Below are 18,163 nucleotides of genomic sequence, written 5' to 3' on the forward strand. Positions count from 1 at the left end.
CTGCGATCTTTTGATCTTCAAAAAGCAAAAAGATCGCAGCCTTCGGCAGTTCCTACAGAGAATGCCTGCCAATTTGTGTGCGGGCTTGCTCGCGAAGAGGCCCGAATCAACACCCTTAAAACCTCAGCTACAGCAGGTTGCCGCTCGCCGCCGGTTCGATCTGCGCCCAGTGCGAAGTGTCTTCACGATGCGCTTGCAAATACGGCAACACCGCCGCCAGCAACGGTGCCTTGAACGCTTCCTGAAAACGATGGGCCAGCCCCGGAATCAGCTTCAACTGACTGCCACGAATATGCGCCGCCAGATGCACGCCGTGCATCACCGGCAACAGCGGATCCGCCGTGCCGTGCACCACCAGGGTCGGCACCCGCAGTTGATTGAGCAACGTCACCCGGCTCGGTTCGGCGAGGATCGCCATGATCTGGCGCTTCACGCCTTCCGGGTTGAACGCCCGGTCGTAGGCCACCGCTGCCTGATGCAGCAACGCCTGCCGGTCATCCGCGACGGCCGGGCTGCCAAGCGCTGCCAGCAGATCGGCCTGCTGTTCCAGCGCCACTTCGCGATTCGGCGCGCCACGCCGCGCCAGCAGTTGCACCAGCGCCGCACTCGGTGCCGGCAAACCTTCGGCGCCGGAACTGGTCATGATCAGTGTCAGGCTTTCCACCCGTTGTGGCGCCATTGCCGCCAGGTGCTGAGCGATCATCCCGCCCATACTGGCACCCAGGACGTGAAACTGCTCGATGTGCAGCGCGTCCATCAAACCCAGCGCGTCGTCGGCCATGTCGCTCAGCGAGTACGGCGCCGACACCGGCAATCCGAGCTTGTAGCGCAGCACTTCAAAGGTCAGGTTGGCGTCGGCCGGGGCCTGCCGCCAGGTCGACAGACCGACATCGCGGTTGTCATAACGGATCACCCGAAAACCCTGCTGACAGAGCGCAACCACCACCTCGTCCGGCCAGTGAATCAACTGGCCGCCCAAACCCATGACCAGCAACAGCGCCGGATCCGAAGCACGGCCGATGCTCTGGTACGCCAGGCTCACCTGGGCCAGATCGACCCGTTCAGTCGGTACATTGACGTCACAACGCGAAGCCGCCATCGACGGCAGGCCGAACAACAGCGCGGCCAACAGAAAAAAATAAAACGCATGAAGAAACACCGAAACGCAGAACCCCAGTAGAGCGCGAGTCTGATGAAGTTTGTTCAAGCGCGCTGCCACAGTTGCGTGACAGTTTGATGAAGTTTGCCGAGCGGTCATTCTCCGACAACGAATCAGGCCGTAACGGTCTGTACATCCTCAGCAACAAAACCATTACCCAGCGATAACCATGTACCGCATGGGCTCGTGACAGCGTGCCTCTAATAGGCATGAAAACCGGAATTACCCGGACCGCATGCCTTCTGGAGCCCTGTCGCATGACCCATTCGCCTCCCCTTGTAACCGCCGACTTCGGCCTTGATCAGCGGCTACAGCCCAACGTCGATCAACATCTGCACCTGTTGGCCACGGCTCGTCTGAACGACTGTCACCAGCAATGGGTGGACCTCATGGCCCGGCATCCCGGGCAACCCGAAAGCGCCTGGTGGAGTGCCCGCGCGCCCGGCACTGCGCAGTCGCGGCGTGAGCACGCCCTGAGCCTCTATCACCAGCATTTCGAGGCTGCACTTCAATGGGCGGCTGCCGAAGGCAGGCTCGACACCTCACAACGCCACAGGCTTGAGCCGCTTCTCATCCCGTCGAGCCAGGTCGCGGCGGATCTGCGGGTCGCGCAACCGGTACTCAATCGTGTCGATAAAAGCCGGCTGCGCCTGTACGGCACGTTGCTGCTTCAACTGGAGGAAACGCTGCTGCTTTACCTGCCCGCGCACCCACAACCGTTGCTCCGCTTCGAAAAACAAGCCGACCTTGAGCGCTGGCTGACGGATCAGCAACCGGAGCGACTGCAAGTCTCCTCGCTGGACTTCATCGAATTCGGTAGTGATCCGCTCAAGCGCGGCGTTGAACCACTGCTGTCGGGTTCGCCCGTCACTGGCGACAACGGGATCGCACTCGACAGGTTTTTCCCCATCACGCCCGCCCAGCCGGAGAGCGCCGGACCAAGCATCGATGAAGTTGCGCCCTTCGGCTTGCTGGTGGCCGACATTCCCCTGGATCTGCGCCGGCAGACGCTGGCGCTTGAACAGCGTGCGCTTGACCGCTTGTTTGGCGACGCCGAGCCGAACAGTCCGCAGCGTCAACAACTGGCACAACGACTCGACGCCTTGAGCGAGGCTCAGCAGGCCAGCCATGACGCCGCATCGGCCCTGCTCGACAGCCCCACTGCGCTGACCCTGCTCGAATTACGCCGCCGCTCGAACGAGCATTACCAGGCCCTGCTGCAGGCGCGTATCGCAGGGCTGCGCGCGGAGGTCGAACTGCAACGGACGCTGGAGCAACTGTCCGTCGCCGAATATCGGCGAGTCATCGCAATGCTGGACGCACCGGGACACCACCTGCCGCCAACGGAGGGGGTCATCGCCTGCATATCGTTGGCCACTTCAGATGACAACATCAGCGCCGTCGAGGAGCTGCCAGGTGTACTGATCATCGCCCCCCCGGCAGCGCTGGCCCCCGGTTCCACCGACAGCCTGCTGCTTTACTGGCCCGGCGAGTTCGGCGGCCTGCAACGTTTTGCTTCGCGTGCGGCACTGGAGCAGAACGTGTTCAAACGCTCGCCCCATGACGGCGGGCTGACCCTGCACCTGACACCACTGACCGATGACCCGCTCGCCTGGTCACTCGATCAGCAGCTCTATCAATGCGAACAACAGGCCGCACAGATCCTGCGCGACAACCCGCTGCCCGGCCGTGCCGGCGAGCGCCAGGCCGAGATGGAAAAGCTGCGCGAACAACACTTGCCACGCCTGACGGTGCCGATCGCGCAGGCCCGCGAACGGGCAGTTGCCGAACGTCAGGCGCAAGACCGCAGCGCTGCGCTGGCCGGCACCCTGCCCGAGTGGCTCGACAACCTCGACGCGGCGCACCGTACCAAGCTCAAAGCGCTGATCAGCCACTACCTCGGCGCCATGCATCGCGCCAATGCGTTGCTCGAACGGGAGTTGCCGTCGCGTCAGGCCTTCGCCGAAAAACGCATCGATGCCCGCTTGCGCACGGACTTCGCACTCAAACAAAGCGTGAGCGTGAGCCTCAATCTGCCCGATTCGACGACCTGGCAAAAAACCGTGATGGAAGGCGCCGCGTCTGGCACGCCGCAACGCAATGTCCTGACCGCGAGCGACAAGCGCAGCGATCTCGCCCTCGAACAACTGGCCCTGAACAACATCGATCAAGCCATGTGGTGGCGCCTGTCGTTCATGCAGGCCAGGATCAGCGCCGAAGACGAAACCGATCGGCAGCGTGTCGAGGCCGGGCTCAACCCGGTCTACTTGCGCAAACTGGTGACAGAGCTCGATCTGCCCGGACGTTACGAAGAACAGATTCGCCAGGTGTTTTTCGGCGCGTCGACAGAACCTGCGTTTCAGCAGGCCTGGCGCCGCGAATGCCTGAGCGAACCGTGGCGGCTGATGCTCAGGCTGCAAGGTGAATGCGCCCTGCTGCAACGGCACATCGACAGTGCCGGCCATGCCGTACTGAAGGTCGCCATCGATGCGACTTCACCCCAGGCGTATGCCGTTGATGGACAACGCATCGCGCTGCGGCCGGTGCACCTGACGGTCGGTGGCGAAGACACCGCGCATCAGGGACCGAGCACGCTCGCCGGGCTGACGTTCATTGTCGAACAGAACAGTGGCCTGACCCTGCTCTACCTGCCCGACAGCACCGACGCCCTCTTCCTGCGGCAATACGAATCGCTGGAGCAGGCACGGGTGGATCTGTTCAGGCGGTGTGTGGACAGCAACATGGTCAATTACCTGGCCGGACGTGCCGTGGGCGGCGATTTTGCCAGCCATGTCAGTCGCATCAACCAGGCGCAATTGCGCAAGTTCGATGCCCTGATCGGCGTCGGAATGGCCTGGCCGGCGACCACATCGCTGGCCATTCATCTATTGAACGTGCACATGGGCCGGTTGCTGGAGGCCCATCGCAGCAGTTCGCGTTCCAACGATGCGTTGTATCTGGAACGCTGCGCACTGAAATCCGGGGCATTGTTCAACTACCTGAAAATGGCCATCGGCATGGTACCGTTCGTGGGTACGGCGGTGGCCCTGTATGACGCCTGGAACAGCGCCAATCTGGCCGTCGCGGCGTTCTTGCGCGGCGAGCTCGGGCATGGTCTGGCGGAAGTGGAGGCGGTGCTGCTGTCACTGATCGACGCGGCAATGGATGTGCTGCCCGGAACCGTCTCGGCCCCCGCAGCAGCACGTCTGGTCACCCGTCAGCGACAACGCACGGCACTGGGCGGATTCGCCACCATGTCGTCGTCCTGGCAACGGGCCCGGCAATGGCTCGACCGCTTCAAGGGTTACGAGTACGAATCCGACATTTCCCTGGCCGGCCTGCACCCGGCCACCCACGGTGTCTATCGCAACGTCTATCGTCACGCCGATGGCGACTTCATTGTTCGTCAGGGGCGCATCTATCGGGTTCAGCTCAGCGATCTGCCGCGTGGCTGGAGGCTTTACGGCACACGCCTGCGCAGCTACAAACAACCGATCGCCCTCGACGACAGCGGCCAGTGGAACACTCACTATGCGGTGCATGGCACTGTAATGGACGGTGGCGGTGCTGGCGGCGGCGCGGTACTCGGGCATCTGGCCGACGGCCTGGATCCGCTTTGGCCTGCACCGATCCGCCAGTGGCTACCGCGCTGGTGGACCGATCGGCAACTGCGCCGGCAAATGACCCTGACCAACACCGCCGACAACTACACCCGTCGCCTCGATGCTCAGACCCGCGCCACCAACCAGTTGCTGGAAAACTACCAGAACCTCGATCTTGCCGGGCGCAAGCCTCTACAGACAGCCGTTGACGCAGCCTGCCTGAATGACATCGACGTCGCGATCGCCCAATACGACAACCTTGTCGAATTGCTGCCCCTGAGCCACGGCCGCAAACGTCTGCAGATTGAAGCCATCCAGAGCCGCTGCGCCTGGATCGTGGTCGACCGCGCCGTGCAGCGCGTCACCGTTGCCCGCGATCGCTTGCTGGAACACTTGAACCGGATCGACGCACTGGTCGCCGAGTCCGATGCTGTCCCCTCCGACCACACCGCTGTCCATATCACACTCATGGCCCGGCGCAAGCGGGTGCGCGAGGATTTCCTCAAGGAGTTCGATCAACTGCACGCGATCACCGAGCAGGCCAGACTGTGGAACAACCGCATCAGCAACCGCGCGCAGAAAGCCCGGATGGCGAAAGACATGGCCGCTATCAACCGCAACCTGGGAGACAACACCCATCACTACCTGAGGACTGCGCATCTGCTGGAAATCATTACCCGCTACGACGCGGTCACTGACCTGTCCTGGGCGTATTTCCATACCCAGCTCAAAGACGCCCGGGTCAAGGTCGGGCGCGCGTTGCTGACCCAGCATCACCTGCCAGAGGTCAGCGCCAGCGTGGTCCAGCACAATCGGATCCTCGAAGATTGCCTGCAGATCTATGCCGGTTTTCGTCGTCAGCTCAACGCCTGGATGCTGGGTTATGCACAGCATCTGGATCTGGAACAGGTCGGCTTGTTCCTCGAGGGGCTGACCCAGGTCGAAGCGCAGGCGCGGCACGCGATCAGGCACCGTGCGCCAATCAAGCCGAAAGAGCCTGGCGGCAAGCAACTGTTCGAAACCGAGGACAACCAGTTGCTGATCGGCACGGAAAGCATCGACGCCGGCACCCGGGAAAAACGCATCACCATCGAAGGCATCGACGGATTCCGCGAAACCTGGCTGCCGCGCTCCAGTGGCAAATACCATCTGCAAGTGCGCACCGCCCCGACGGCAGCAACGTTGCCAACTGACGTTCAGCCGCTGCTGGTCGAAGCGCGCAGACGTCTGGCAGCTGTTCCGGCCTACAGCAACAAGGTACAGAGCTATGCCCGCCAGGACATGCTGCCAGTAGATCTGGAACACATGTTCAACAGCGAAGCGACGGAGTTGAGCACCCGTGCCCAGGCCATCGAGCAACTGTCGCCGACCGAACCGGTGGTGCTGCAACTGCACGACAAGGCCCGCGAACTGCGCCATACCGGTCGTACGCTGCGCATTGATCAGTCACTGCGCAGCAAGACGCCTACCGAAGGCTATCTGGATTATCTGCTGCAACAACAAGTGGTGGACATCCGCCGCGAAGGTCCGCTGCGGGCACTGGGCAAAAGGGCTGACGGGCGCAAGGATTTCCTTCAGGAATACGCCGTGCGCGACCTCACCTCCTCGCCGCCGCGCACGCTGTGGTACGCGCACTTTCACTACACCTCGGACAAGGTGCCGTTCGCTGACTTCGTCAAGGCGCACCTGAAATTGCCGGAGCAACGCAACCTCGGCCTGCAATGGCAGCAGGTTCAGGCCGCCAGCGGGGCACAGGTCGAGGCGATCTGGCGCGGCGATATCGGTAAACCGCTGGGTATCCGGCATTTCGCAGACCTCTAGGGCAAAAAGCAGCGGGGCATGGCGATGCCCCGCTTCTGCTCGAATGGTCGACAGCACTGTCAACATGAGACAAACTCACCGCCTTCGAATTTGTCACAAGTTTTCCTCATGGGGCCATGCCGTGCTTGAAATCCGTCATCTGAAAACCCTGCATGCCCTGCGCGAGGCCGACAGTCTGGTCGATGCCGCCGACCGTCTGCACCTGACCCAATCGGCGCTGTCGCACCAGTTCAAGGAACTGGAGGAGCGCATGGGCATGCCGTTGTTCGTGCGCAAGACCAAACCGGTACGCTTCACCAGCGCCGGTCTGCGCCTGTTGCAACTGGCCGACGCGACCCTGCCGCTGTTGCGCGCCGCCGAGCGCGACATCAGTCGTCTGGCCGGCGGCACCGCTGGACGCCTGCACATGGCGATCGAATGCCACAGCTGTTTCCAGTGGCTGATGCCGACCATCGACCAGTTCCGTGACGCCTGGCCGGAAGTCGAACTCGACCTCGCCTCGGGTTTCGCCTTCGCCCCTCTGCCGGCGCTGGCCCGCGGTGACCTGGATCTGGTGGTGACCTCCGATCCGCTGGACATCGCCGGCATCACCTACGTGCCGCTGTTCACTTACGAAGCGATGCTCGCAGTGGCGAACCAGCACCCGCTGGCAAGCAAACCGTACATCGTTCCCGAAGACCTGCTGACGGAAACGCTGATCACCTACCCGGTGGAACGCGACCGGCTGGACATCTTCACCCGCTTCCTCGAACCGGCCGACATCGAACCGGCGCAGGTTCGCACCTCTGAGCTGTCGGTGATGATGATGCAACTGGTCGCCAGCGGCCGTGGCGTGTGCGGCATGCCGCACTGGGCGCTGCACGAATACAGCTCGCGCGGTTACGTGAAGGCCAAGCGCCTGGGCGAGAAAGGTCTGTTTGCCACGCTGTACGCGGCGATCCGCGCCGACATGCTCGATGCGCCGTACATGCGCGATTTCCTGCTGACCGCCAAGGACACCTCGTTCTCGACGCTGGATGGGGTCAGTGCGGTGCGTTGATTCCCATCCATTTGTGAGAGCCGGTTCAGTGTGGCATCAGAGTTCGCGCCACATGTGAATCTTGTCGAAGTACTCTTCACCCACCCGCACCGCCAATGGCTCCAGGCCGAACTGGATGAAGCCGCAGCGCTGGTACAGGTTGAACGCGGCGTCGTTGCCGGCGGTGACGGTGAGCTGGAGGACTTTCAGTTCGGGATGGGTTTGGGCTTCAGCGATGGCAGCCTCGACCAGCTGATGGCCCAGGCCGTGCTGGCGAAAATCGGCTGAGACGTACAGGCCGAACAAGGTCGACTTGTGGCGGGCCTTCTCTCGCGGTTCGAACGCCAGGCCGACGATGCCGGCCAGTGTGCCTGCCTCGAACGCGCCGAACACCACATCCAGCTTGCTGGTCAGCCGCGCTTCCCACCAGCTCAGCGGCATCACCGCGCGCTCGCGCACGCTGGAGGTGAAGGCCTGCGGATGGCGGTCGTAGGCTTCAAGCATCAGCTCGCGGTAAGCCAGCGCATGGCTGGCGTCGAGGCGTTCGATCCACATGCTCAGGCGGTCCTGCGCTGTTCAAGCATCAGGCGCACCGCCAGACCGGCGAGTACAAACCCCATGAAGTAACGCTGCAGCGCCAGCCATGTCGGGTTGCGCACGAACCAGGAAGCAATGCCTGCTGCGAACAGCGCGATCAGCAGATTGACGCTGAAACTGACGCTGATCTGGGTCAGGCCGAGGAGGATGCTCTGGGTGAATACCGAGCCGTGTTCGGGGCTGATGAATTGTGGAAACACCGAGAGGTAGAACACCGCAATCTTCGGGTTCAACGCACTGGTGAGAAAGCCCATGGTGATCAGTTTGCGCGACGAGTCCGGGGGCAATTGCTGCGCCTCGAACGGTGAACGCGCACCGGGTTTGAGCGCTTGCCAGGCCAGCCACAGCAAATACAGCGCACCGGCCCACTTCAGTACCTCGTAGGCCATCGGCACCGCCAGAAACACCGCGCTCAAACCGGCAGCCGCGGCAAACATGTGCACGAAGAAACCACTCACCACACCGAGCAACGACGTAACCCCGGCCTTGCGTCCCTGACAGATCGAACGCGAGATCAGGTAAATCATGTTCGGCCCCGGCGTCAGTACCATCAACAACGCGGCGGCGGCGAAGATCAACAGGTCTTGAAGCGGGATCATGGTGGACATCCTGTGCGTGGGGGATCAGGCGATCGCGGTCAGCGAGTGGCGATAAAACGGCAGGATCAGGTCGCGTGTCAATGGCGCCAGAACGACAGCAGGATCACTGACCGGATCGACCCAGAGCACTTCCTCGATTTCGGCAGCGGGCGTCACATCGGCGTCGATTGTCAGCTGAAAAATCTCCGCCTGCACCACAAACCCCGGCTCGTTGGCGGCCGGCGCCGAGAACTGGCCGAGAAAAGACGCCTGCGCCGGATCGATCGTCAGCCCGAGTTCTTCTTCCAGCTCGCGGGCCAGCGCGTGCACCGGCAACTCGTGCGCTTCGATCTTGCCGCCCGGTTGCATGAACGCCGTGGTGCCACGCTTGCGCACCAGCAGGGTCTGGCCTTGAGGGTTGAGCAACAGCGCAGCGGCGATGCGGATCACGGCGGGCATTTCAGTGGAAAAATTCGACATGTAAGACAAGCCTTTGGCGCAAAAACGGCAAGCATCACATGCTTGCCGTTACCGAGCAAAGTCACTGTTGGAGATCTTACGTCGCTTCCTGAAAAAACATCTCCGGCGGCTGCCGCCGAAAGCCGCCAGTGAGCACCGCCAGATACACCACGCCAATCGCCAGCCAGCTCAAGCCCAGATACACCGCCAGATGATCAAGGCTGACCATCAGCCACACGTCCGCCAGCAGCCCGATGAACGGAAAGATCAGAAACAGCACCAGCTCACGCGGGCCTTTTTTTCTCTCCACCGATCCAGTAATGAAAAATCACCGACAGGTTGACCAGGCTGAACGCCAGGAACGCACCGAAGTTGATGAACGAGGTTGAGGTGGTCACATCGAGTTTCAGCGCCAGCAATGCCACGACCGCACACAGCAGGATGCTGTTGACCGGCGTGCCGAAGCGCGCATGCAAGGTGCCGAAAAACGACTTGGGCAACACGCCATCGCGCCCCATGGCAAACAGCAAGCGCGAACCGCTGGCCTGGGCCGACAGCCCCGAAGCGAACTGGCCGACGATCAGGCCGATGAGGAAGATCGAGACGAACAGGTCGCCGCCGATGTTGCGTGCGATTTCATAGGCCGCCGAGTCGACGCTGTCGAACTGGAACGATGGGTGGGCGATCTGCACGAAGTACGACACACCGACGAAGATCAGCCCGCCGATCAAGGTGATCAACATGATCGCCCGTGGAATGGTGCGGCGTGGGTCGCGGGTTTCTTCGGTCAGCGTACTAACCGCGTCGAAGCCGAGGAACGAATAACAGGCAATCGCCGCGCCGCTCATGATCAGCGGCATTTGCATGTCACCGTTGAAGAACGGTTTGATCGACCACAACGGCGTGCGCGCATCACCGCCGACGTAGTGCACACACAGCGCGACGAAGGCGATCAGCACCAGAAATTGCACCAGCATCAGCAAGGCATTGATGCCATTGGCCAGTTTCAGGCCAACGATGTTGATTGCGCTGGTGATGCCGATGAACGCCAGTACCCAGATCCACTGCGGGATCGACGGGAATGCCGAAGCGAGGTACGCCGCGCCGATCAGCCAGATCGCCATCGGCAGAAACAGGTAATCGAGCAACACCGCCCAACCGGCGATGAAGCCGAGCCTGGGGCTGATCGCCTTGCGCACGTAGCTGTAGGCGGAACCGGCAAGCGGGAACGCGGCGGCCATGCGCCCGTAACTCATGGCGGTGAAGAACATCGCCACCAGTGCTGCCAGGTACGCGGCCGGGACCATGCCGGCGGTGGATTGCGCGAGGATGCCAAAGGTGCCGAGGACAATGATCGGCGTCATGTAGGCGATGCCGAACAGCACCACCGACCCTAGTGACAGGGTGCGTTGCAAACGAGCCATGGGCGACTTACTCCGAATGTTATTGGATTTATGGCAGAGCCGAGTTCGGCGAATGTTTCGGGTGTGGCTTTGTTGTTTTTTGGATCAAGCAGTTGTGTGGCCTGGGCTGGCCTCTTCGCGAGCAAGCTCGCTCCCACAGGGGGACGCGGTCAATGTGGGAGCGGGCTTGCCCGCGAAGGCGTCAGTCCGACCGACACAGAATCCCGATCAGCACGCAGGAATCAGCAACTCACGCAATCCGCACGCGTGCTCCACCACCTCCCCCGGCAGCTTCAACCGCTGATCATCCAGATAGCGGTAATCCTGGCGCGCGACCTGTAACCGGTCGAAATCCAGTTCGACGCTGAACGTCCCTTCTTCGCGCCCCGCCTCGAACAGCAACGTCCCCAGCGGATCGACCAGCGCACTGCCGCCGGCGAACATCAAGCCGTCATCCCCGGCCTCGACACGATTGACCATCAGCGCAAACGCCTGGTTTTCCTGAGCACGGGCCATGATCGCGGTGCGGTGAGTCGGGGCATACGGGTCCATGTTGCCGTTGGTCACGATCAGCAACTCGGCGCCCAGTTGCGCCAGTGCGCGGGCGGACTCCGGGAACTCGATGTCGTAGCAGATCAGCAAGCCGACGCGCACACCGTTCCACTCGCAGGTGGCGTAGCGGTCGCCGGCCTCGAACACGCCGCGATCCGACGCCCAAAGGTGGGTCTTGCGGTATTTGAGGGCGATGCCTTCGGGGGTGATCAGCAGCGTGGTGTTGTAGAAGCGACCGTTGTCGTTCTCAGCCATGCCGATCACCACGGCGATGTTGTGCTCGCGGGCAGCGGCCAGTACCGCGCGGACGGTCGGGCCATCCAGCGGCTCGGCGATCTGTGCCACGGTGTCGGCCGTCGGGAAGCCCATCAAGTGGGTTTCCGGGAATACGATCAGTTGCGTGTCGGCACCGCACGCGGCAATCGCCGCGAGGGCGCGTTCGAGGTTGTATGCGGTGCCATTGTCACGGCCCGCCAGTTGGGCGAGTTCGACTTTCATTGCGAGTCCTTGTGGGTCAGGGCCGGGCGCTGAAAGATTGCCCGGTGGCTGTCTGTGGGCCAGTATGCGCAGCAAGCAACCGGCAGGGAATCACGCGGCCGGGGTAACCCGATAGGGGTAGATTCATGACCGTTTCGTTTGATGACATCACTTGGCACCGCGCCGTCGGGCAGTTGATCGATGCGCTGGACAAGCCGAATTTCTGGGCACAACTGGTGCGTCTGCTCGACCAGTACGTGGCGTTCGATAGCTGGGTGGTGTTGCTGTTCAGTGCCGATCAGCACCCGCAAGTGTTCGCCGAATGCCCCGCCGAGGACGGCAGCCCTGACCCGCTGTTTCAGGATTATCTGCGCGGGTTGTACTTGCTCGATCCGTTCTACATCGCCTGCCGCGAGCAGTCGCGCACCGGGCTGTATCGCCTGTCGGAGGTGGCACCGGAGCATTTCGAGCTGACCGAGTATTACCAGCGATACTTTCGTCTGAATGTGGTCGCCGACGAAATCCAGTTCAATTGCCAACTCGAAGGCGAACGCACGCTGTGCCTGTCGCTGGGCAGTGAACAACGTTTCACTGGCGAACAGATCGCTTTGCTGTCATTGATCCAGCCGTGGGTGCTGGGTCTGTTGCGCCAGCGCCTGCCGTACGAAATCAACGAAACCGTGGCCCTCGCTGCCGCGCCTGCACCGGCCGACTGGCGGGTGCAACTGGAAGCATCGGTGCAGCAACTCAAGGGCGCGCAACTGACTGCCCGGGAACTGGATGTCGGGCGTTTGATGCTCAGCGGTTGCTCCAGTAAAGAAATCGCCCGTAAGCTGGAAATCTCCGTAGAAACCGTGAAAGTCCATAAGAAACACATGTACAGCAAGCTGGGGATCAAATCCCAGTCGGAGCTGTTTTCGATTTTTCTCCAGGCGCAGAACGCCTGATAACGCGTGGAAATGCTTTCCTGTGGGAGTTGATTTGCTGTGGTGAGGGGATTCATCCCCGATGGGCTGCGCAGCAGCCCGAAGTCTATGCATGCGGTCTTTCAGTTACACCGCAGTGAATGGTTTTGGGGCGGCTTCGCCACCCATCGGGGATAAATCCCCTCACCACAATAAATCTCATCAACAGGCCCGCCTGCTGCCACAGGTTTGCAAACCATTGAGTCCGAACCAAGGAAACCGTATGAGCCTGTCACTCCTGAGCCGCTACGCCTTCTTTGCCGTCTGCGTGATCTTCACCCTCGCCAGCCTGCCCTTTCTCGAACACGACTGGCTGTGGCCGATCACCGCCGTCACCGGGGTGCTGAGCCTGCTCGGTCTGTTCGACCTGCTGCAGAGCCCGCACGCGGTACGCCGCAACTACCCGATCCTGGGCAACATCCGCTATCTGGTCGAAGGCATCCGCCCGGAGATCCGTCAGTACCTGCTTGAATCCGACAGCGACGCCCTGCCCTTCTCCCGTGCTCAGCGCTCGCTGGTCTATTCGCGGGCGAAGAACGAAACCGCCGACAAACCCTTCGGCACGCTGATCGACGTCTATCAATCGGGCTTCGAATTCATCGGCCACTCGATGCGCCCGGCGCCATTGAGCGACCCGAGCAGTTTCCGCGTCACCGTCGGCGGCCCGCAATGCACGCAGCCGTATTCGGCGTCGGTGTTCAACATTTCGGCGATGAGCTTCGGCTCGCTCAGCGCCAACGCCATCCGCGCGTTGAACCAGGGCGCCAAACTCGGCAACTTCGCCCACGACACCGGCGAAGGCAGCATCAGCCCGTATCACCGCGAACACGGCGGCGACCTGACCTGGGAACTGGGCAGCGGTTATTTCGGCTGCCGTACCAGCGATGGCCGTTTCGACCCGGAACGCTTCGCCGCCCAGGCGCAGAATCCGCAGGTGCGGATGATCGAAATCAAGATGAGCCAGGGCGCCAAACCCGGCCACGGCGGGATCCTGCCCAAGCACAAGGTCACTCAGGAAATCGCCGACACCCGCGGCATCCTGATGGGCGAAGACTGCATCTCGCCGTCACGCCACAGCGCGTTTTCCACGCCGATCGAAATGATGCAGTTCATCCAGCAACTGCGCGAACTGTCCGGCGGCAAACCGGTGGGCTTCAAGTTCTGCCTCGGGCATCCGTGGGAGTTCATGGGTATCGCCAAAGCCATGCTGGAAACAGGCATCCTGCCGGACTTCATCGTGGTCGACGGCAAGGAAGGCGGCACCGGCGCCGCGCCGGTGGAGTTCACCGACCACATCGGCGTGCCGATGCGCGAAGGCCTGCTGTTTGTGCATAACACGCTGGTCGGCCTGAACCTGCGCGACAAGATCAAGCTCGGCGCCAGCGGCAAGATCGTCAGCGCGTTCGACATCGCCAGCGTGCTGGCCATCGGCGCCGACTGGGCCAACTCCGCGCGCGGCTTCATGTTCGCCATCGGCTGCATCCAGTCGCAAAGCTGCCACACCAACAAATGCCCGACCGGCGTCGCCACCCAGGACGCCCTGCGTCAACGCGCCCTCGTGGTCCCGGACAAGGCCCAGCGCGTCTACAACTTCCACCGCAACACGCTCAAGGCACTGGCAGAAATGTTGGCGGCGGCCGGTCTTGAGCATCCATCACAACTGTCGGCCAAGCACCTGGTGCGGCGCATGTCGGCGACCGAGATCAAGCTGTTCTCGCAGCTGCATGTGTTTCTCAAGCCAGGTGAGTTGCTCACGGGCGAGGTCAATGGCGAGTTCTACTCGCGGATGTGGCAGATGGCCCGGGCTGACAGTTTCGAGCCGCAGGAGGTGGCCGCGGCTTAAGGCCACCGGTCGCGACTGACGCGGTGTTGACGCTGAACAGGTAGGCCGCCGCCGAGCCGCTCCACAGCGTCTGCCGCGTTTGCCAATCGCCGCTGAACAGGGTGCGGAAGTGATCGGGCGATTCCAGCGGTATCCACCAGACTCGGTGCCGGCGGCATTGCACCAGCGCCGGGTCATGGAAATAGATCCAGCGCCTGGCGAGCGGGATCAGCGCGTAGCCACCGCGAACCGAGGAGGCGAGGAACGCCGGGAACGCCGTGCGCACATGAAACCGCGGCTCAATGGCGCTGGTGTTGTAGTAGAGAAACGGCAAGTACGAAATCAGCGAGTCGAGGACGATGTCATCGCCGGGCTGGGCCTCGCGTTCGATCTGGCTGGCCAGCCCATCCAACCGGTAGTCCCGGCGCATCTCGGTGCCATCCATGCCATCGGCCTGGCGATAGACCATCGCCAGACCGTAGCATTGTCCGACGACCACCAGCACGAACAGCGCCATGGCCGGGCGCGGGTATCGGCGTGCCAACGAGTCCAGTGCCACGGCGATAAGCAGGGGGGATGCCGGGGGCCGGCGAACACCAGATAGCGCGCAAGAAACAGCGGCATGAACAGCGCCAGGACAAACAGCGAGATCGTCGGAATAAAAAAAGTAGCCGAGCAGCAACGGCCGGTAACGCCGTTCGCCGATGCCTTGCGCCACGATCAGCGTTGCGCAGAGCACGATCAGCAGCAAAGGCGCCAGCCGCCACCACGACGCGGGTGCCACGCGCGGCTCCATCAACATGAATTGCCAGGGCAGCCCCAGTGCAGCCTGCACGGTCACAGGCTCGATCCACGCCGCGACACCGGCGGACAACTGTTCAAGCAGATTCGGCAGCCACGGCACAAACAACAGCACAATCGCCGCGTTGGCCAGGCACCACGCGCGGGGTGAAAGGCTCGCGGCGTGATCCGCTCGCGCCCGCCACCAGAACAGCCAGTGCACCAGTACGCAGCCCGCGGCGAAATAATGCGTGTAAAACGCCGCGCTCATCAGCAACACGTACAGGCACGGCCAGCGTTTTTGCCCGGGTGTCCGCGCCCAGCAGACCAGCGCCACGGTCGCGGCCATCAGCCAGAATCCGAGCAGGGTGTACATCCGCACTTCCTGGCTGTAGCGCACCGAAACGGGCAGCAGCGCCAGCAACAGTGCCGCCATCCAGGTCGCCCGCCGCGTGGCCACCAGACGCATCAACTGGATGCCGAGCAACACGCTGCCAACGTCCGCCAACACGCTCAAGCCCCGTGCCGCCCCGGCAGAATCGCCCCAGGCCATGCCCCAGTAATGCAGCAGCACGTAATACAGCGGCGGATGCACATCCAGTGCGGTCAACGCCCAGATGCGCGCCGGCGTTTCTCGAGCCAGCAGCACACTGTAGGCCTCGTCATACCAGATCACGGGGACAGTAATGGAGTAGAACCGCACACACAGCGCGATAATCAGAACTGTCGCCAAAGCCAGCTGATCGGCCCGCACTGAAACATTCGCGTCTTTGAAAAAAGGTGCGGCTACCCAGAGTTTCATGTCCGTTGTCCTCGAAACAGCACGAACCGGAAAAAGCAGTACCCCAACATCAGGTTCAGCGCGGTAAACACTGTCACCGTCAGCAGCCCGCCCCAGTCGCGCGTATCGGCAATCGCGCCGATACCGAAGCTTGTGCCCCCCATCAGTGCGATAAACAGCACGTAGCCGAGCACCCATGTCTTGCTGTCGAAGGTGTAAAGCAGGTTCACGTAAAACGAGAACGCCGCCGCCACGCAGAATGCGGCGAAGTTACTGGCTGCCTGGGTCAACCCGATGGCGCTGCACAGGACGAAAAAAATCTGCCAGTGGATAAGTGCATCAGCGATGCCAATCACTGTCAGCGCAGGAAATCCTTTCATTACGGTTCCTTGCCATGGCTTGGTACGGCTGACTTTCGAAGCTAGGGCAAGGCGCTTGAGTGGTCTACTGTCAGAAATTACAGGTGCGGGATGGATTGCGACGGACGGTCAGGGTTACCACTGCAGCAACCTGCCGTGAGGCGGTTCCTTCATGACGATGAAACCGTAATCGCCAATCAGGTAAATCCGGTAATACAGGCTGTCCACCAGCGCTGAAAAACCCTGATAACCGACGTGGGTGGCGTTGCGCCGCTCGCGTTCGGCGACCACGTTGGTGATGCCTGCTGACGGCAGATTTTCCGCGAGCATGAAGTAGTCGACGTTGAGTAGATAGTGCAGCATCGGCAGCCGTTTGAATGAACCGGTCGCACTGACCAGCCAGCGATCGGAGTAGCTGACTGAGAGGTAAATCCGCTTCGCTTCACGCAGCTCGCGATGGGCGGCGATGTCGTGGCTCAGGCTGTACAGCGCGCTGTTGGCAAAGGTTTTCTGCAGGCTCAGCACCCGGCCATAGGCGAAGGACAGCGAGAGTGTCGCCAGCAGCGGGATGATCAGCAGCAAGGGCAAGCGGCGGTGCCCGGACGCCAGCGCAACGTGCGCCAGATAGAACAGCCCCAGCAGTAACACGCCGAACTCCATCAGGGTCCGCGCGCCTTCATTGAAATCCCGAAACAGCAGGGTGATTCCGGGCACCAGCCAGACCAGAACGGGCAGCGTGAGCAAGCACAGCAGCAGGCTTGGCCAACGGCGTTGGCGGCCCCGAACCAGATGCAGACAGCCCACGAATGCACACAACACCAGTGCCACGAAAACCCAGACGTAGCCGCCGTGAAACAACAGTGCAACGTTCTGCAGCACCCGAGAGAAATTGATGCCGATCTGCAACAGCGGGTGGGTGTCCAGGTTCAACAGATTCGTTCTTCGTAACGTCTCCATGAACGGATAAGCCGTGACGCTATAGATCAGGATGCCGAGGCCCGCTTGTGCGAGCTTCCAGCCCAGCATCCGCAGGATTTGCGGCCACTGCGTTTGCCGCTGAACAGCCCTGATCAACTCGACACCACACAGACCGAAAAACACATTGAGGCTGATCTGATACAGCCCGATCGCCAGCGCCAGCAACGCCGCCGGTACCAGCCAGCGCTGTACCCGCGATGAAGCGTCGAACGTGATGGCGTAAATCACCGCGACCATGCTCAAGGCCATGATCGGGCCGTCGTATTGATAGGACAGGTTCTGCAGCAGAAACGGGTTGTACCAGAGCGGCAACGCGACCAGGCAACAGGCCAGCGTCGGTTCGACAAAGTAGTGAATGGTCAGCCGAGTCAGCGCCAGACTCATCGCCACGACGGCGAGCAACAGGGGTAACGGGTAGATGTTCGGTGCAGCCCCGGTGAACGTCAGCGCCTGATAAAACCAGTCGGCAAACAATCGGCCCTGCCCGGCCCAGGCATTCGCGGCAGCCAGCGTACGCCAGTTGTCGTCGATGTAAGGAAAGTCAGCGAGGATCAGCGGCAGGACGTACAGCGCGGTGGCAAGCAGGAAGAACAGCACGACTTGCCGCTGACTGAGTTCTCGCTGGAGGAATGCGCTCGCCCTCATGTCTGCGCCTCGGTTACTGCCGCGCGGGATTGCTGAGTGATACAGGTTTGAGCCTTGCTTCTGGGTTTGTATCGCTCTTTCAGACCGGCGGTAAAACGGCAAAAGATCGCAGCCTGCGGCAGCTCCTGCACGGGAAATGTATCAACCCTGTAGGAGCTGCCGCAGGC

General features: G+C 61.9%; 12 protein-coding genes and 1 pseudogene. 4 read left to right on the top strand and 9 right to left on the bottom strand.

Annotated elements, in window-relative coordinates; genetic code table 11:
* Nucleotides 1-127: 127 nt before the first annotated feature.
* Complete coding sequence (locus tag HT737_RS09130) at nucleotides 128-1,099, bottom strand: alpha/beta fold hydrolase (RefSeq protein WP_182402302.1); 972 nt, start codon at nucleotides 1,097-1,099, stop codon at nucleotides 128-130.
* Between the two features lie 317 nt (nucleotides 1,100-1,416).
* Here HT737_RS09130 and HT737_RS09135 point away from each other — a divergent pair, with 317 nt between their 5' ends.
* Nucleotides 1,417-6,582: a dermonecrotic toxin domain-containing protein gene (locus tag HT737_RS09135; protein WP_182402289.1), complete on the top strand. Its 5,166-nt coding sequence runs from the start codon at nucleotides 1,417-1,419 to the stop codon at nucleotides 6,580-6,582.
* Nucleotides 6,583-6,703: 121 nt separating this feature from the next.
* On the top strand, nucleotides 6,704-7,621 hold the full coding sequence (metR, locus tag HT737_RS09140) for a transcriptional regulator MetR (protein WP_047296309.1): 918 nt from the start codon (nucleotides 6,704-6,706) through the stop codon (nucleotides 7,619-7,621).
* 36 nt (nucleotides 7,622-7,657) lie between these two features.
* Here metR and HT737_RS09145 read toward each other — a convergent pair whose 3' ends face one another.
* From HT737_RS09145 to HT737_RS09165, 5 genes and pseudogenes are all read right to left on the bottom strand, one after another.
* On the bottom strand, nucleotides 7,658-8,155 hold the full coding sequence (locus HT737_RS09145; RefSeq protein ID WP_182402291.1) for a GNAT family N-acetyltransferase: 498 nt from the start codon (nucleotides 8,153-8,155) through the stop codon (nucleotides 7,658-7,660).
* A gap of 2 nt (nucleotides 8,156-8,157) precedes the next feature.
* Nucleotides 8,158-8,796, bottom strand: coding sequence for a LysE family translocator (locus HT737_RS09150; RefSeq protein WP_182402293.1), 639 nt, complete (start codon nucleotides 8,794-8,796; stop codon nucleotides 8,158-8,160).
* Between the two features lie 24 nt (nucleotides 8,797-8,820).
* Nucleotides 8,821-9,255, bottom strand: a complete 435-nt coding sequence (locus HT737_RS09155) for an NUDIX domain-containing protein (RefSeq protein ID WP_182402295.1) — start codon at nucleotides 9,253-9,255, stop codon at nucleotides 8,821-8,823.
* Nucleotides 9,256-9,331: 76 nt separating this feature from the next.
* A pseudogene (locus HT737_RS09160) lies at nucleotides 9,332-10,658 on the bottom strand (APC family permease).
* 207 nt (nucleotides 10,659-10,865) lie between these two features.
* Nucleotides 10,866-11,687 (bottom strand): carbon-nitrogen hydrolase family protein, encoded by an 822-nt coding sequence (locus HT737_RS09165; protein ID WP_182402297.1) that lies wholly within the window; start codon nucleotides 11,685-11,687, stop codon nucleotides 10,866-10,868.
* A 125-nt stretch (nucleotides 11,688-11,812) separates the two neighbouring features.
* Here HT737_RS09165 and HT737_RS09170 point away from each other — a divergent pair, with 125 nt between their 5' ends.
* Complete coding sequence (locus HT737_RS09170) at nucleotides 11,813-12,613, top strand: LuxR C-terminal-related transcriptional regulator (RefSeq protein WP_041068300.1); 801 nt, start codon at nucleotides 11,813-11,815, stop codon at nucleotides 12,611-12,613.
* Nucleotides 12,614-12,854: 241 nt separating this feature from the next.
* Nucleotides 12,855-14,474, top strand: a complete 1,620-nt coding sequence (locus tag HT737_RS09175) for an FMN-binding glutamate synthase family protein (protein ID WP_145594724.1) — start codon at nucleotides 12,855-12,857, stop codon at nucleotides 14,472-14,474.
* Here the strand turns inward: HT737_RS09175 and HT737_RS09180 are convergent.
* The 3 genes from HT737_RS09180 to HT737_RS09190 all read right to left on the bottom strand — a co-directional run bounded on the left by HT737_RS09180 (nucleotide 14,395) and on the right by HT737_RS09190 (nucleotide 17,996).
* Complete coding sequence (locus tag HT737_RS09180) at nucleotides 14,395-16,035, bottom strand: glycosyltransferase family 39 protein (protein ID WP_182402299.1); 1,641 nt, start codon at nucleotides 16,033-16,035, stop codon at nucleotides 14,395-14,397. The genes HT737_RS09175 and HT737_RS09180 overlap by 80 nt on opposite strands.
* Entirely contained in the window at nucleotides 16,032-16,394 is a 363-nt protein-coding gene (locus tag HT737_RS09185; RefSeq protein WP_095668397.1) for a GtrA family protein, read from the bottom strand. The genes HT737_RS09180 and HT737_RS09185 overlap by 4 nt, the downstream gene beginning before the upstream one ends.
* A gap of 114 nt (nucleotides 16,395-16,508) precedes the next feature.
* Nucleotides 16,509-17,996: a glucosyltransferase domain-containing protein gene (locus HT737_RS09190; protein WP_182402301.1), complete on the bottom strand. Its 1,488-nt coding sequence runs from the start codon at nucleotides 17,994-17,996 to the stop codon at nucleotides 16,509-16,511.
* Between the last annotated feature and the right edge of the window lie 167 nt (nucleotides 17,997-18,163).

It is taken from the genome of Pseudomonas sp. MD195_PC81_125 (genome assembly GCF_014060985.1).
GTDB classification, from domain to species: Bacteria; Pseudomonadota; Gammaproteobacteria; order Pseudomonadales; family Pseudomonadaceae; genus Aquipseudomonas; species Aquipseudomonas parakoreensis.

Bases quoted from the DNA above. Each gene is read 5' to 3' on its own strand.
- HT737_RS09190 (WP_182402301.1), bottom strand. From the start codon at position 17,996: ATGAGGGCGAGCGCATTCCTCCAGCGAGAACTCAGTCAGCGGCAAGTC.
- HT737_RS09175 (WP_145594724.1), top strand. From the start codon at position 12,855: ATGAGCCTGTCACTCCTGAGCCGCTACGCCTTCTTTGCCGTCTGCGTG.
- HT737_RS09150 (WP_182402293.1), bottom strand. From the start codon at position 8,796: ATGATCCCGCTTCAAGACCTGTTGATCTTCGCCGCCGCCGCGTTGTTG.
- HT737_RS09170 (WP_041068300.1), top strand. From the start codon at position 11,813: ATGACCGTTTCGTTTGATGACATCACTTGGCACCGCGCCGTCGGGCAG.
- HT737_RS09130 (WP_182402302.1), bottom strand. From the start codon at position 1,099: ATGGCGGCTTCGCGTTGTGACGTCAATGTACCGACTGAACGGGTCGAT.
- HT737_RS09145 (WP_182402291.1), bottom strand. From the start codon at position 8,155: ATGTGGATCGAACGCCTCGACGCCAGCCATGCGCTGGCTTACCGCGAG.
- HT737_RS09155 (WP_182402295.1), bottom strand. From the start codon at position 9,255: ATGTCGAATTTTTCCACTGAAATGCCCGCCGTGATCCGCATCGCCGCT.
- HT737_RS09185 (WP_095668397.1), bottom strand. From the start codon at position 16,394: ATGAAAGGATTTCCTGCGCTGACAGTGATTGGCATCGCTGATGCACTT.
- HT737_RS09180 (WP_182402299.1), bottom strand. From the start codon at position 16,035: ATGAAACTCTGGGTAGCCGCACCTTTTTTCAAAGACGCGAATGTTTCA.
- HT737_RS09135 (WP_182402289.1), top strand. From the start codon at position 1,417: ATGACCCATTCGCCTCCCCTTGTAACCGCCGACTTCGGCCTTGATCAG.
- HT737_RS09165 (WP_182402297.1), bottom strand. From the start codon at position 11,687: ATGAAAGTCGAACTCGCCCAACTGGCGGGCCGTGACAATGGCACCGCA.